The sequence below is a fragment of the Shewanella morhuae genome (genome assembly GCF_900156405.1).
Classification (GTDB): domain Bacteria; phylum Pseudomonadota; class Gammaproteobacteria; order Enterobacterales; family Shewanellaceae; genus Shewanella; species Shewanella morhuae.
In genome coordinates this window covers 132,566-148,331 of record NZ_FTNN01000001.1, presented here as the reverse complement: position 1 = coordinate 148,331, position 15,766 = coordinate 132,566, and the positions used below count along the sequence as shown (strand labels likewise).

General features: G+C 45.3%; 13 protein-coding genes and 3 tRNA genes. 9 read left to right on the top strand and 7 right to left on the bottom strand.

Features of this window, described 5'->3' with window-relative positions:
* Positions 1-2 precede the first annotated feature (2 nt).
* The 6 genes from BW947_RS00650 to BW947_RS00625 all read right to left on the bottom strand — a co-directional run bounded on the left by BW947_RS00650 (position 3) and on the right by BW947_RS00625 (position 3,784).
* Positions 3-77 (bottom strand) — tRNA-Gln (locus tag BW947_RS00650).
* Between the two features lie 55 nt (positions 78-132).
* Positions 133-217: transfer RNA gene (locus BW947_RS00645), tRNA-Leu, on the bottom strand.
* Between the two features lie 89 nt (positions 218-306).
* A tRNA-Met gene (locus BW947_RS00640) sits at positions 307-383 on the bottom strand.
* A gap of 208 nt (positions 384-591) precedes the next feature.
* Complete coding sequence (ychF, locus tag BW947_RS00635; protein ID WP_076496399.1) at positions 592-1,683, bottom strand: redox-regulated ATPase YchF; 1,092 nt, start codon at positions 1,681-1,683, stop codon at positions 592-594.
* A 128-nt stretch (positions 1,684-1,811) separates the two neighbouring features.
* Entirely contained in the window at positions 1,812-2,399 is a 588-nt protein-coding gene (gene pth, locus BW947_RS00630) for an aminoacyl-tRNA hydrolase (RefSeq protein WP_076496398.1), read from the bottom strand.
* A 152-nt stretch (positions 2,400-2,551) separates the two neighbouring features.
* Positions 2,552-3,784 (bottom strand): FAD-dependent monooxygenase, encoded by a 1,233-nt coding sequence (locus tag BW947_RS00625; protein WP_076496397.1) that lies wholly within the window; start codon positions 3,782-3,784, stop codon positions 2,552-2,554.
* A gap of 366 nt (positions 3,785-4,150) precedes the next feature.
* Here BW947_RS00625 and miaB point away from each other — a divergent pair, with 366 nt between their 5' ends.
* The 5 genes from miaB to lnt all read left to right on the top strand — a co-directional run bounded on the left by miaB (position 4,151) and on the right by lnt (position 9,835).
* On the top strand, positions 4,151-5,575 hold the full coding sequence (miaB, locus tag BW947_RS00620; RefSeq protein WP_076496396.1) for a tRNA (N6-isopentenyl adenosine(37)-C2)-methylthiotransferase MiaB: 1,425 nt from the start codon (positions 4,151-4,153) through the stop codon (positions 5,573-5,575).
* A gap of 254 nt (positions 5,576-5,829) precedes the next feature.
* Positions 5,830-6,879: a PhoH family protein gene (locus BW947_RS00615; RefSeq protein WP_076496395.1), complete on the top strand. Its 1,050-nt coding sequence runs from the start codon at positions 5,830-5,832 to the stop codon at positions 6,877-6,879.
* Positions 6,869-7,330, top strand: a complete 462-nt coding sequence (ybeY, locus tag BW947_RS00610) for an rRNA maturation RNase YbeY (RefSeq protein WP_076496394.1) — start codon at positions 6,869-6,871, stop codon at positions 7,328-7,330. The genes BW947_RS00615 and ybeY overlap by 11 nt, the downstream gene beginning before the upstream one ends.
* A 39-nt stretch (positions 7,331-7,369) precedes the next feature.
* A complete protein-coding gene (corC, locus tag BW947_RS00605) occupies positions 7,370-8,245 on the top strand; it encodes a CNNM family magnesium/cobalt transport protein CorC (protein ID WP_076496393.1) in 876 nt (291 codons plus the stop codon).
* A 6-nt stretch (positions 8,246-8,251) separates the two neighbouring features.
* Positions 8,252-9,835 carry an apolipoprotein N-acyltransferase gene (lnt, locus tag BW947_RS00600; RefSeq protein WP_076496392.1) on the top strand — a complete coding sequence of 528 codons (1,584 nt, stop codon included), beginning with the start codon at positions 8,252-8,254 and terminating at the stop codon, positions 9,833-9,835.
* Positions 9,836-10,215: 380 nt separating this feature from the next.
* On the opposite strand, the gene BW947_RS00595 is transcribed toward lnt, so the two are convergent.
* A complete protein-coding gene (locus BW947_RS00595) occupies positions 10,216-10,716 on the bottom strand; it encodes a zinc ribbon-containing protein (protein WP_076496391.1) in 501 nt (166 codons plus the stop codon).
* Positions 10,717-10,837: 121 nt separating this feature from the next.
* Here BW947_RS00595 and leuS point away from each other — a divergent pair, with 121 nt between their 5' ends.
* The 4 genes from leuS to nadD are packed head-to-tail and all read left to right on the top strand — an operon-like array spanning position 10,838 to position 15,679.
* Complete coding sequence (gene leuS / locus BW947_RS00590) at positions 10,838-13,432, top strand: leucine--tRNA ligase (RefSeq protein WP_076496390.1); 2,595 nt, start codon at positions 10,838-10,840, stop codon at positions 13,430-13,432.
* Between the two features lie 19 nt (positions 13,433-13,451).
* On the top strand, positions 13,452-13,946 hold the full coding sequence (locus BW947_RS00585; RefSeq protein ID WP_076496389.1) for an LPS-assembly lipoprotein LptE: 495 nt from the start codon (positions 13,452-13,454) through the stop codon (positions 13,944-13,946).
* A gap of 35 nt (positions 13,947-13,981) precedes the next feature.
* Positions 13,982-15,013, top strand: coding sequence for a DNA polymerase III subunit delta (gene holA / locus BW947_RS00580; RefSeq protein WP_076496388.1), 1,032 nt, complete (start codon positions 13,982-13,984; stop codon positions 15,011-15,013).
* A gap of 24 nt (positions 15,014-15,037) precedes the next feature.
* The gene (gene nadD, locus BW947_RS00575) at positions 15,038-15,679 is read left to right on the top strand and encodes a nicotinate-nucleotide adenylyltransferase (RefSeq protein WP_076496387.1); all 642 of its coding nucleotides are present in this window, start codon (positions 15,038-15,040) and stop codon (positions 15,677-15,679) included.
* The last annotated feature ends 87 nt before the right edge of the window (positions 15,680-15,766 follow it).

Below are 15,766 nucleotides of genomic sequence, written 5' to 3'. Positions count from 1 at the left end.
AATGGCTGGGGTACTAGGATTCGAACCTAGGTATGCTGAGATCAAAACCCAGTGCCTTACCGCTTGGCGATACCCCAACTAACTCTGTTACAAACATCCGCTATTGCCGATATTTCTAAATTACATTTTAAATGGTACGGGAAGAGAGACTTGAACTCTCACACCTTGCGGCACCAGAACCTAAATCTGGCGTGTCTACCAATTTCACCATTCCCGCACTGCTCTGTTTAACATCTAGAAAGATGAACGTTACCGTCAATGTGTAGTATTTCATTAAGTGAATGTTGTACAACACTATTCATATAATGGTAGCAATGGCGGGATTTGAACCTGCGACCCCAGCATTATGAGTGCTGTGCTCTAACCAACTGAGCTACATTGCCACTTTAATATTACGCGCCCCTCTCAGCGAGGAACGGGGCGTATTATGCTTATTCGAGGTATCTAGGTCAACAGCTTTTTTCCGCTATTTCCCTTAGGCTAAGCTGTTCGGCTATTACTTCACCAAACTGAGCAACAGATGTGCTAAATAACGCACTATTACTCGTACTTAGCTTAACTTTTCAATACTAATAGCTTATACAGTCGTCGTTACACGTTAAAGAGGAAATGCATTACATCGCCATCTTTAACAATATAGGTTTTACCTTCTACGCGTAATTTACCCGCTTCTTTCGCACCTGCTTCGCCTTTATGGGCAATGAAGTCATCAAATGACATCACTTGGGCACGAATAAAACCACGTTCGAAATCGGTATGGATCACACCTGCGGCCTGCGGAGCACTCGCACCAACGGGCACAGTCCAAGCACGTACTTCTTTTACGCCCGCGGTAAAATAGGTTTGCAGATTAAGTAATTCATAACCAGCACGAATAACGCGATCAAGACCGGGTTCTTCTAAACCTAAATCCGCCATAAACTCTTCGCGTTCTTCACTTTCCATTTCGGCAAGTTCAGATTCAATCGCGGCGCATACTGGAACGACAATCGCGTTCTCAGTCGCCGCAATCGCACGCACGGCATCAAGATGTGGGTTATTTTCAAAACCGTCTTCTGCCACGTTTGCGATATACATAGTTGGTTTTAAGGTTAAGAAGTTCAGATAAGCTACAGCATCCAGTTCTTCTTTGGATAAATCCATTGAACGCAGCATTTTCGCTTCATCTAAAATCGGACGCATTTTTTCTAATACGTCTACTTCAAATTTAGCGTCTTTATCGCCACCTTTAGCACGCTTTTGCTGACGTTGTACCGCGCGCTCTAAGCTATCTAAGTCTGCTAAAGCTAATTCAGTGTTAATCACTTCGATATCACCAGCGGGATCAACCTTGTTAGCAACGTGCACAATATTGTCATCATCAAAACAACGTACAACATGACCAATCGCGTCAGTTTCGCGGATGTTAGCGAGGAATTTGTTACCTAAGCCTTCGCCTTTAGATGCGCCCGCCACTAAACCTGCAATATCGACAAACTCCATGGTTGTTGGCAGCACTCGTTGTGGGTTCACAATCGCCGCTAACGCATCTAGACGTGGATCTGGCACAGGCACAACACCCGTGTTAGGTTCGATAGTACAAAACGGGAAGTTAGCCGCTTCGATACCTGCCTGAGTTAACGCATTAAAAAGCGTCGATTTGCCTACGTTAGGAAGACCAACAATGCCGCATTTAAAACCCATATGCTTACCTTTCTCTCAATTATTGGCTGACAAGTCACACTCATCAGCGAGTTTTAGTTGTGCTGCCCTGTGGCAGCACATTACTGAATGATTAATTTGCTTAACGCAAGTTTCACTTAACGCAAAACCTATTCCGCTTTAAAAGCGTGTAATCTGTTCATGGCTTTAACCATGTCTTGCTTGAACAATATTTCAGTGGCGCGCACAGCTTCATCTATCGCCGCCTCGATAAGCTCTTGCTCTTTGGCAGGCGCTTTACCCAGTACGTAACCACTCACTTGGTTTTTATCACCGGGATGGCCGATACCCAAACGTAAACGGTAGAAGTTTTTATCATTAGCCAATTTAGCAATAATATCTTTCAAACCATTATGGCCGCCATGGCCACCACCGAGTTTGAATTTAGCCACGCCAGGCGGTAAATCGAGCTCATCATGTGCGACTAGAATTTCTTCTGGCAAAATGCGAAAAAAATTCGCTAATGCGCCAACCGCTTTACCACTTAGATTCATATAAGTGGTTGGGATCAATAAACGGACATCTTTACCGTGTAACACGACTCTAGCAGTTAACCCAAAGTACTTACTGTCGGCCACCAAAGTCGCACCGCAAATTCGAGCCAACTCAAGTACGTACCAAGCACCGGCATTATGACGAGTCTGTGCATATTCGGCGCCTGGGTTAGCCAGACCCACGATTAATTTTATTTCGCTCATGGCACTCAATATCGTTATTTCGTCAAAGCCCGTCGCGCAAAGTATCGACTGAACTGACTATAGCTACTAAAAACGCGGCATTTTAGCACTCAAAGCCCCAGTCAACAAATGTCACGTCAACCCACAGGGTAAGAACACCGCACAACTCAGAATTAATTAAGCCCCATTGCATACTTGAGCACAGTCTTTTTAATCGGTGAATTGATATTTGCCAGCTTTAACGCGCCATTACGCAGTAGTTTAAGTGGCAGAATATCGTTGCTAAACCCAGCGTAGAACAAGTCCATCGCTGTCATCATCAGTTGGTTATCGCGATAACGCTGGCGCTGATATTGGGCAAGCACTTCGTTTGACCACCACATTTTGTCTTGAGCTAACGCGTCTTTTATGACCGCTACAAATGCTTCTACATCCTTAAAACCTAGGTTAACTCCTTGGCCAGCTAACGGATTGATGGTGTGAGCCGCATCGCCTAAAATGACGATATTATCACTGTAGTAGCGCTGAGCATGGCGACGAGTGAGGCCAAAGCTGCCTTTATTCTCAACGGTAAAGTCAGCGTCCAAACGCGCTGGGAAATGCACTCTTATCTGCTCAGCAAGCTGTTTGTGATTAAGCTGCATTAACTGTTTTATTCGATTGGCATCGTCGTACCACACCAGCGAAGCATTATTGCCGGGCAGCGGTAATAAGGACCGTGGCCCTTGGGGTGTAAACTGTTGCCAAGTCACATCCTGCTGTCCTTGCGCTGTGCTGATATTGATAAGCATGGCCGACTGGGCATAGTCCCAACCTAAAATACCAATTCCTGCCCATTGACGCACCTGCGAGTTAGCACCATCGGCGCCCACTAGGAGCTTAGCCGCGAGTTTGATCCCCGATTGTAACTGCACAGTGATGCTGTCACTATCGCGACTAAACGCTGTTACTTTATCTGGGCAATATAAGGCGATGCCATCCAGTTGCGTCATCTGTTGCCAAAGTGCAAGTTGGACTAAACGGTTTTCTACTATATGGCCTAAGTGACTGGCGCCAATTTGTGCGCTGTGGAATTGGGTAATACAGCCATCAAGTTCCCAGGTTTCTAGGCCAAGATAAGGCACATTACGCATGTTAAGTAGTGATTCTAAGGCGCCAAGACGTTCAAGTAGTGCTTCAGAGGCGACACTAATCGCCGATACGCGCACATCTAACGGCTGCTCCGCATGGTAAGCCTCTGGCGCGAAAGATTCGATTATTGCCACTTGCAAGCCCTGCTGGGCTAAACCAATTGCCGTCGCTGCGCCGACCATACCGCCACCGACTAAAATCACATCGAAACGAATAATGTCAGAATGCAGCGCATCGGATGCCAACGCTGCACGGGTCTCTTTAATCTGGCTCATCTTAGTTACCACTCTAATGCCCTTCCTTTATATGTACTCAAGCGATTTATCCCACACTGCCTAAACCCATGTTCGATCGCCCCCGTTCGATTATGCCTTAGTTCAAGATTTCACGGAAATATTGAGTGGTTTTAGTATAAAAATCCGTGAGACAATCGCTATTCTTGCCTCGATTTAAGCGGAAAGCCTTAATGCTCAGCAAGTTAGAACAACAGTGTCGCAGTCAGCATATCAAACCTAGTATTTATAGGGGGATTACGCACTATAAAAGCCAACGGCTAATATTGCGGACAAAGCTAGTCAGCAGCCGTAACTGCAGGTAAAATGTCGCGCTATTTTTATTGGTCATCTTAGGCGACACAACTGATGAGTAAGAAACTCCATATCAAGACTTGGGGCTGTCAAATGAATGAGTATGACTCATCCAAGATGGCTGATCTATTAAACGAATATCAAGGTTACACCTTGACGGACGAAGCGTCTGAAGCAGATATCCTTTTGCTTAACACTTGTTCTATCCGCGAAAAAGCGCAGGAAAAAGTGTTCCATCAGCTAGGGCGCTGGAAAACGCTTAAAGATAAAAATCCCAATTTGATTATTGGTGTGGGCGGCTGCGTTGCCTCGCAAGAAGGTAAAGCGATTAAAGACAGAGCCCAGTGTGTTGACATTATTTTTGGCCCACAGACTTTGCACCGTTTACCAGAGATGATCGATCAAGTTCGTCGTGGTGACAAAGTTGTTATTGATATCAGCTTCCCTGAAATCGAAAAATTCGATCGCCTGCCAGAGCCTCGCGCCGAAGGCCCAACTGCGTTTGTATCGATCATGGAAGGATGCAGTAAATATTGTTCATTCTGCGTCGTACCATATACGCGCGGTGAAGAAGTCAGCCGTCCATCGGACGACATCATTCTTGAAATCGCCCAATTGGCGGAACAAGGTGTGCGCGAAGTGAACCTGCTTGGCCAAAACGTGAACGCTTATCGCGGCGCTACCCATGATGGGGCTATCTGTACATTTGCAGAATTACTGCGTTATGTCGCGGCAATTGACGGCATTGACCGACTGCGTTTTACCACTAGCCACCCAATTGAATTTACCCAGGATATTATCGACGTTTACGAAGATACCCCTGAGCTAGTGAGCTTTTTACACTTACCCGTGCAATCGGGCTCTGACCGTATTCTAACGGCAATGAAACGTGGTCATATGGCGATTGAATATAAATCAATTATTCGCCGTCTGCGTAAAGCCCGCGAAGGCATTCAAATCAGCTCTGATTTCATCATTGGTTTTCCTGGCGAAACCAAAGAAGACTTTGCCGACACCATGAAGTTGATTGAAGACATAGGTTTCGACCACAGCTTTAGCTTTATCTACAGTGCACGTCCGGGTACGCCAGCAGCAGATTTACCCGATAATGTTGATATGGAAGAGAAAAAGCAGCGCCTCGCCATTTTGCAAGACCGTATTACTCAGCAAGCTATGCGCTACAGCCGCCATATGATGGGCACAGTACAGCGTATTCTGGTTGAAGGTCCGTCGGTAAAAAATCCAATGGAACTGCGCGGACGCACCGAAAATAGCCGAGTAGTGAACTTTGAAGGCCTGCCAAAGCACATTGGCACGTTTGTAGATGTGGAAATTGTTGACGTTTACACTAACTCATTGCGCGGTATTTTTGTTCGTGGTGAAGATGAAATGGATCTACGCCGTAGCTTACGCCCATCAGATATTTTGGCTAAGCATAAGCAAGATGATGAGCTAGGCGTGACACAATTTAAGCCATAGGCTTTAAATTAGCGTAAACCGTACCTATATCTAAAAGGGCGACATTGTCGCCCTTCTGTTTTGTTGTACTTTATATTATTAACGCTATCGATTGCGATTTTCCGTTAGCAATTATCAATTATGGCTCGTAAACTGACAACATAACTCAAGTCCTCAAGATAGCGGTTTCAGCATGTTAAGCTGGTTTGAGGATACATAACGATACTGAAATAATATCGTGCCTACATTTTATTATTTGCGATTGGGAGTCTTATTTGTCCAGTAAATTAACCACCATGAACTTGTATCTCGAACCCGCAGAAACTCGCCGCTTAGCCTCTTTATGTGGCCCATTAGATGACAATATTAAGCAAATAGAACGTCGTGTCGGTGTTGAGATTGTCCGCAAGAATAATCATTTTCAGATCACTGGCCTGCCACGTAATTGTTTAAGCGCTAATAACTTGCTCAAAGAACTCTATATTGAAACCCAAACGGTTAAAGGCAGTACGCCCGATATTGAACCTGAGCAAGTACATATCGCCATTCAAGAAGCTATCGCCTTAGAGCAAGCTGACGACAGTGATGATAGCAGTATCAATATCAAAACCCGCCGAGGTGTCATTAAGCCACGTAACCCCAATCAAAGCTTATATGTGGCTAATATCACTCGCCACGACATTACCTTTGGTATAGGCCCCGCGGGAACCGGTAAAACTTTCCTTGCGGTAGCCGCGGCAGTCGATGCCTTAGAGCGACAAGAAGTACGCCGAATTCTACTGACTCGTCCAGCGGTAGAAGCCGGTGAAAAACTCGGTTTCTTACCCGGTGATTTAAGTCAAAAGGTCGATCCTTATTTACGTCCACTCTATGATGCGTTATTTGAAATGTTGGGTTTTGAAAAAGTAGAACGTTTAATCGAGAAAAATGTCATCGAAGTGGCACCACTGGCTTACATGCGTGGTCGTACTTTAAATGATGCTTTTATTATCCTTGATGAAAGTCAAAACACTACCATAGAGCAAATGAAGATGTTCTTAACTCGCATAGGCTTTAATTCCCGTGCAGTGATCACCGGTGACATTACTCAAACCGACTTACCTAAGCATCAAAAGTCAGGCTTACGCCACGCTATTGAAGTATTAAGCCAAGTAGAAGAAATCAGCTTTAACTTTTTTGTCGCGCAAGATGTGGTACGCCACCCTATCGTTGCGCGCATTGTTGAGGCATATGAGGCCTTTGATTTAAAAGAACAAACCTTAAAAGCGCATAAAGAAAGTCAGTATCAAAAACAACAGCAGGAAACCGCAGCACATGAGTCTTAAGTTAGCACTGGATATCCAACATGCTGCCACAAGTGACTGGTTGCCCACCGATGAGCAGTTTACGCTGTGGGCTCGCACTGCGATTGGCAATTGTATGGATGAAGCTGAACTCACCATACGAATCGTTGATAACCGCGAGAGCCAAATGCTCAATAATACCTATCGCGGCAAAGATAAACCGACTAATGTATTATCGTTTCCCTTTGAGGCTCCGCCAGAAATTGATCTTCCTTTACTCGGAGATCTTGTTATTTGTGCGGCTGTCGTTGAAAATGAAGCCCGTGAACAGCAAAAGACCTTAGAGGCACACTGGGCACACATGGTTATACATGGCTGCTTGCATCTATTAGGTTATGATCACATTGAAGATGAAGAAGCTGAAGAGATGGAGTCATTAGAGATCCAGCTCGTTGAAACGTTAGGTTTTACCAACCCATATAAGGAACAGTAAATTAGCCAAGATAATCCTATCAACGCTAATGAGAAAACTATGAGCGACGACACCCCCCCTAGTACAAACGCCCACAAAAAAAGTTGGTTTGATAGAGTAAGTCAGCTATTTCAGGGCGAACCTCAAAATCGCGAAGATCTAGTCGATGTGATTGATGGTGCAGAAATGCGCGATTTGATCACCCAAGACACTCGCGAAATGATAAAAGGTGTATTAGATGTTTCTGATATGCGTGTTCGGGATATTATGATCCCAAGAGCTCAAATTGTCGCCCTCCAGATAGATAACTCGGTCGAAGAGTTACTGGCTACTGTAATAGGTTCTGGCCATTCGCGCTTCCCTGTCGTCAACGAAGATAAAGACCACATCGAAGGTATTTTACTAGCCAAAGATTTAATCCCTTATGGTTTTTCTAACAGTGACGAGCCTTTCTCTCTCTCACGCGTTATCCGTCCTGCCGTTGTGGTGCCAGAAAGCAAACGTGTTGATGTGCTACTCAAAGAATTCCGCTCGCAACGTTACCATATGGCGATCGTGGTCGATGAATATGGCGGCGTATCGGGACTGGTGACTATCGAAGATATTTTAGAAGAAATTGTCGGCGAGATTGAAGATGAGTTTGACCACGATAGCACCGAAGAAACCGAGATCCGTAAAATAAGCAACACGGTTTATATGGTCAAAGCCTTAACGCCAATCGAAGATTTCAATGAAGAATTCAATACTGAATTTAGTGATGAAGAGTTTGATACCGTCGGTGGTTTAGTCTCACATGCCTTTGGTCATTTGCCTGAACGTAACGAGAGCATCAACATTGAAGGCATTGAATTTAAAGTTATTAGTGCTGATACCAGACGTTTGATCCAACTCAGAATTAAACTCCCCGATACTAATACTAACCAAGACATAGACTAATCACTCGTGCTTAAACAAATTCGGGCTTTTGCCCAACAAAAGTCCCGACCTTGTGCTTTGAGACTCATACTGGCATTTGCCCTTGGCGCCAGTACGGCGCTTTCATTTGCGCCCTATTCCATTTGGATTATCTATCCGTTTGCTATGGCCATTGCCCTCTGGCATAGCCGAATGCTTAGCACGAAGGCGAGCTTTTACTATTGGCTAAGCTTTGGATTTGGCTGTTTTGCTATAGGAATCAGCTGGGTACATGTAAGCATGGATGTCTTTGGTGGCATGCCACTCATCGCCTCTGTTGGCTTGATGGCCTTGCTAGCCTTGTATTTAGCCTTATATCCCGCGCTAACCGGTTTAGTACTGTCGTGGTTAACCAAAACGCTCAACAACGATGATAGTGATGATAGTGCAACCAAGTTAAGTCTTTGGCGTAATCTAGCCCTCTTCCCCGCGCTGTGGACCTTAACCGAGTGGGCTCGCGGCTGGGTGATGACCGGTTTCCCCTGGTTATGGGCCGGTTACTCGCAAACTCAAGGGCCGCTAAAACCCCTTGCGAGTATTATAGGTGCACTAGGCTTAAGTTTTGTGCTGGCAATGCTCGCTGGCGCATTGGCTTTGTGCTTTGTTAAGCGTTATAAAAGTTTACTGTTTGTACTGCTAGCCTGTTTTTTAGCCGTTTGGATAACACCGACACTGTCTAACATTCATCCTACTGGTGAAAATGTCAAAGTGGCACTGGTGCAAGGTAATATCCCCCAAAGCATGAAGTGGGAACCCGACGCGTTATGGCCAACACTGTTAAAATATATGGATTTATCCCGCGAACATCTGGATGCCGATATCATTATTTGGCCAGAAGCCGCTATCCCTGCGCCCGAGTCTATGGTGCAAGACTTTTTAGATAACGCCAATAAAGTCGCCAATCTAAATCATACATCAATCATTACTGGCATTATTAGCCATCAAAACAATAAGTTTTATAATTCATTGATTGTGCTTGGTAATCACAATCAAAAACAACAAACAGGCCCAGATTATGAGGGCGATGGCAGTAATCAATTTAAGAAACATCACCTATTGCCTATCGGCGAATTTGTGCCTTTTGAAGCACTGTTGCGCCCGATTGCGCCTTTCTTTAATTTGCCTATGTCCTCCTTTGCCAGAGGCGAATATCAACAGCCAAATCTAAGTGCCTTAGGCCATAAAATTGCGCCAGCCATTTGTTATGAAATTGCCTTCCCTGAGCAATTACGCGACAGCGTCAATCTAGGAACCGATATCCTATTAACTGTCTCTAATGATGCTTGGTTTGGTAGCTCAAACGGCCCATTACAGCATATGGAAATCGCCCAAATGCGCGCAGTCGAATTGGGACGACCTTTATTGCGGGCAACCAATAATGGCGTAACGGCTGTGGTTGATGAACATGGCAATATCACCGCATCATTACCCCAGTTTGAAACCGGCGTACTCAGCGCAACGATTCCATTAGTCACAGGACAAACTTGGTTTGCAAAAATAGGCCAAACGCCATTACTCATAGTCTGCGGTTTACTGGTTTTACTGGGCCTTGGTCGACGTTTTAAAAGGTAATAGGATTTAAACCAAGTATGACCAAGTCAATAAAAATATACGGCAGGCTTTAGCTTAATTGAGTTCGTCGTGATGATTATTGTACTTGGGATTTTGGCGGGGATTGCCGCGTCTAAATTTATCGATTGAAGTTAATAGGTTTGAGTACAAACCCAAAAACCAATTACAAGCCAGCGTTAAAACAGCCACCACGCTAACCTATACAGCACCCAATTAGCTAGCCAGCAAAGCCAGTGATGTAAGCCTGCGGCACAATATGTTATCAATCGCTAAGGTTGACTCATTAGTTATAGATAAAGTAGCTAATAAGTCCTAGCGTCGAGTTCTTATATAAAAAACGACGCAAATGCGTCGTTTTTTATTGCTACACAATAAGCTCGTTAAGGCGTGAGGGGTTCGCGGGTAAATTCTCCATTATCACATTCAGGGCAATCAGAAATCGTACTTGGGAATTCAATACTCATTTCATTGCCACAGTTAGTGCATACCATGATGCCTTGGTTCACAATATCGCCACTCTGGTAATAACCATGATGCTTAAAGTCTTGCGTTAACTCATGCCATTCTACTTGACTGCGGTCGGTTATTTCGCTGAGCCAATGCCAAAGCGTATTCTCTAAAGTGATAACTGTTGGGCTATGACTAAAGCTATCAGCGTTTTGTTCACGCAGAAAGCTCGCTATATCACGCTTTAAAAATTGTTCCACTAAAGCGAGCTCATCTTCCCCAGCCTGTTCTTTAAGGCGTAAAAATTCTTTCCCTTGAGTGACAGAATTAAATAAATTCTTTACAGTCATAGTGTTATCTTCTGCAAACTGAGATTTCACTTCGGCAATTAAGGATTGATACAGTCCTAATAACACGTTACTTCTATCATTCATAACCAATACTCCTTCATACGAACCTTTTTAATACATCGCTTCTAGTTTATTCTATGCAGATCTTACTCGCGCTGATATGGCGTTAGATCAAATAATAGGCGGCACTGCCGGAAATAGAGTGATGCAAGAGCAATATAATCCCTCAGAAATTGAAGCCTTAGTGCAAAAGCACTGGCATGACAACAAAACCTTCGAAGTCACTGAAGACGCAAGCAAAGAAAAGTTTTATTGCCTTTCAATGTTTCCGTACCCTTCTGGCAGACTCCACATGGGACACGTACGCAACTATACCATAGGTGACGTAGTTGCACGCTTTCAACGTCTTCAAGGCAAAAACGTGCTCCAACCTATTGGTTGGGACTCATTTGGTTTGCCTGCAGAAAATGCCGCAATCAACAACAAGACTGCGCCTGCGCCATGGACCTATGAAAACATAGAGTACATGAAGAATCAGCTGAAACTATTAGGTTTTGGTTACGATTGGAGCCGTGAAATCGCCACTTGTACCCCAGAATATTATCGCTGGGAACAATGGTTCTTCACTAAGTTGTACGAGAAAGGCCTAGTCTACAAAAAGACGGCTTCGGTCAACTGGTGTCCAAACGATGAAACCGTACTGGCAAACGAGCAAGTACAAGATGGCTGCTGCTGGCGCTGTGATACACCTGTCGAACAGAAAGAAATTCCACAGTGGTTTATTAAGATCACTGATTACGCCGAAGAATTATTAAACGATCTGGATACTTTAGATGGCTGGCCTGAACAGGTTAAGACCATGCAACGTAACTGGATTGGTCGTAGTGAAGGAGTTGAAGTCACCTTTGGCGTGGCTGATAGCAACGGCTCTGCCACAGCCAACACTTTCGATATTTATACCACCCGTCCAGATACCTTAATGGGCGTAACCTATGTAGCCATTGCTGCCGGTCACTCATTAGCTGAGCTTGCCGCGCAAACCAATCCCGAGCTTGCAGCCTTCATTGACGAGTGCAAAAACAGCACAACATCAGAAGCCGAACTTGCGACTATGGAAAAACGCGGTGTCGCTACAGGTCTTTTCGCCATTCATCCATTAACCGGTAAGCAAGTACCTATTTGGGCAGCTAACTTTGTGTTGATGAACTATGGCACTGGTGCTGTGATGTCGGTTCCTGGCCACGATCAACGTGATTTCGAGTTTGCGAAAAAATATGATCTAGCGATTGAAGCCGTGATCAAGCCAGTTGATGGTGAAGTCGCCATTGACGAAGCCGCATACACCGAAAAAGGCATCCTAGTTAACTCGGGTGAATTCGACGGTTTAGACTTTGAAGCGGGCTTTAATGCCATCGCGAATAAGTTAGTCGCTGAAGGTAAAGGCAAGCGCCAAGTTAACTATCGTCTGCGCGATTGGGGCGTTTCACGTCAGCGTTACTGGGGTGCACCTATTCCGATGGTGACCTTAGCCGACGGCACTGTGATCCCAACGCCTGCTGATCAACTGCCAGTATTACTGCCAGAAGATGTGGTGATGGACGGTATTCAAAGCCCAATCAAAGCCGATAAAGAATGGGCAAAAACCCAGGTTAACGGTCAAGATGCGCTGCGCGAAACCGATACCTTTGATACCTTTATGGAATCCTCTTGGTATTACGCCCGTTACTGCAGCCCGCATGCAGACGAAATGCTCGATCCTGCTAAAGCTAACTACTGGCTACCAGTCGATCAGTACATTGGCGGCATCGAACACGCTTGTATGCATTTGTTGTATTTCCGCTTCTTCCATAAGTTGCTACGTGATGCGGGTCTGGTTAACTCTAACGAGCCAGCCAAGCAATTGCTAACCCAAGGTATGGTGTTGGCTGATGCGTTTTACTACATCAATCCAAAAGGCGCCCGCGTATGGGTATCACCTTTAGATGTAGCGACCACAGAGAAAGACGACAAGGGCCGTATTACTAAAGCTATCGACAAAGACGGCAACGAGCTGGTTTATACTGGCATGAGCAAGATGTCTAAGTCGAAAAATAACGGTATCGATCCGCAAGTGATGGTCGAAAAATACGGCGCCGATACGGTTCGCCTATTTATGATGTTTGCCTCGCCTCCAGAATTAACTCTGGAATGGCAAGAATCAGGCGTTGAAGGCGCACACCGCTTCATTAAACGTCTGTGGAAATTGGCGAACGAGCATGTAAACCAAGACAACAGCGAAGCCTTAGATGTCAGCAAGTTAAATACTGAACAAAAAGCGCTGCGCCGTGAAGTCCACAAGACGATTGCGAAAGTGACCGACGATATCGGCCGCCGTCAGATGTTCAACACTGCGGTTGCCGCCGTGATGGAACTGATGAACCATCTGCAAAAAGCGCCACAAACCACAGGTCAAGACAACGCCATTATCGGTGAAGCTTTATCGGCCATAGTGCGTTTGCTGTACCCTATCATTCCGCATGTTAGCTTTAACTTGTGGAACGAGTTAGGCAATGCAAGCAACATTGAAGATAGCCAATGGCCAATCGTTGATGAAGCTGCGCTAGTTGAAGACAGCAAGCTTATCGTTGTGCAAGTCAATGGCAAAGTTCGCGCAAAAATCACCGTTGCCGCCGATGCTGATAAAGAATCAGTAGAAGCCTTAGGCATGAGTGATGAACACGTGATCAAATACCTAGACGGCCTGACTGTGCGTAAAGTTATCTATGTGCCGGGCAAACTGCTCAGCATAGTGGCAAACTAATAGGAAACCGCGAAAACTTATGCTAATCAAACGCATATGCTTCGCAATCATGGCACTGGTCATCATGACCAGTACCGGTTGCGGTTTTAAGCTTCAACGTAGCTATCAGATCCCTGATGCCCTCAATCAGCTAAGTTTGAGTAGCGCGGATGAATACAGTGAACTCACCCGCTTAGTGCGTGAACGCCTACGCTTGAACAATATTAAAGTTGTTGAGGAGACCAATGATGTTCCGGTATTAAGGCTAATCACCGATTCTTTAGCACGCTCGACCTTATCTTTGTATCCCACGGGTAACGTTGCCGAGTATGAGTTAATTTATTTAGTCGAGTTTGCTGTGGCACTACCGGGCAAAGAAGCACAGCCTTTTAAGGTTGAAATCCGCCGCGACTATTTAGACGATCCACGTACCGCATTAGCAAAGAGCCGCGAAATGGAATTGCTGACCAAGGAAATGCGTATCCAAGCTGCTGATCAAATTCTGCAAGCAATGGCCGGCACTGAGGTGAATTAATGCAGGGCAATCATTAAATGCGGGACTACGATTAAATGAGAGTCTATCCCGATCAACTCTCCCGTCATCTTAACCAGCTATTGCCTTGCTATATGATTTTTGGTGATGATCCTTGGTTGATAGAAACTAGCAAAGATCAAATTCGCCAATTAGCCAAGCGCCAAGGTTTTGATGAAAAAGTCCAGCTCATCCAAGAGACTGGGTTTAATTGGCACGATTTGACTCAGGAATGGCAGGTTATGAGCCTGTTTTCCAGTAAGCGCCTGATTGAACTGACGCTTCCCCAAGCTAAACCCGGCGCCGAAGGCTCTAGCACACTGCAAGCACTATTGCAGACGCCTAATCCCGATATGCTGTTGATTATCGAAGGGCCAAAGCTCGCGACTGAGCAAACTAATAGTAAATGGTTTAAAACCTTAGATGCCCATGGCATGTATCTGCCCTGCGCTACGCCCGAGGGCGAGCAGTTTATGCGCTGGCTTGATGGCCGTATTAAGCACTTTAAGCTCAATCTACAAGCTGATGCCCGCGCTATGCTGCATGCCTTGTATGAAGGTAATTTACTGGCGGCCGACCAAGCTATGCAGTTACTGCAACTCCTAAGCCCGACGCAATCTATCAGTGCCGATGAACTTAGCCACTATTTTGAAGACCAGTCACGTTTCACCGTATTCCAGCTCACCGATGCACTACTGAATAATAAACAAAATAGCGCCCAGCATATGCTGACCCAGCTCAATGGCGAAGGCACTGCCTTACCCATCCTGCTGTGGGCCTTGTTTAAAGAACTTGGTTTGTTATTCAATTTAAAATGCGAACAAGCTCAAGGCGCGGCGCTGAGCGCACTTTGGGGCAAACATCGGATTTGGGATAAGCGCAAACCTCTGTATCAAGCGGCGTTACAACGTCTTAGCCTTGAACAGCTCGAGCATATGCTCGCTCTGGCTTCCAAACTTGAGCTCAATTTAAAACAACAGGGTAAAGAGGATTGGACAGGCCTAAGCCATCTGTGTCTATTATTTGATCCTAGAGCCCACCGGCATCTGGCACATATAACCGTTGACTAATCATCTGCTAACCAGAGGGTTTGTATGCGTATTGGTATTTTAGGTGGCACTTTCGACCCTATCCATTATGGACATATTCGCCCTGCAATGGAGGTTAAGCAGGCATTAGCGTTAGATAAAGTTTTACTGATGCCTAACCATATTCCGCCCCACAAACAACAACCTAATATCACTACAGCGCAGCGCCTTAAAATGGTTGATGATGTGTGTCAGCAGCTCGATGGCTTTGAGCTATGCGATATCGAAGCCAAACGCAATACTCCTTCCTATACCGTTATCACGCTTGAAAAGCTCAACAACCTATACCCTACAGATGAGCTATTTTTTATCATGGGAATGGATTCGTTTATCCAATTGCAAAGCTGGTATCAGTGGCAACGCCTGTTTGACTTTGCGCATATTGTGGTTTGCCAGCGGCCCGGTTGGCAGCTTGATGTAAGTCACCCCATGCAGCAGATATTGACAGCTCGCAGCCAAGGCTCGCTAGAAAGGCCTGCCAGTTATAAACAAAAAAATTGTGGGCTAATTTTCCCCGTCACAGTTACGCCACAGGATATTTCCTCGACGCAAATACGTGAACAACTGACACAAGGTGTAATCCCTACCAATTTACTGATGCCCATCACACTAGATTACATCCAAAATCAACGACTTTACTTACCTTAACCCCAACCTTAAGTAGATATCGCTCACTCAACTATCAATGGCAATGTATTCCGAGGCACAACACTGGTATACTACCGCGCTATTTAA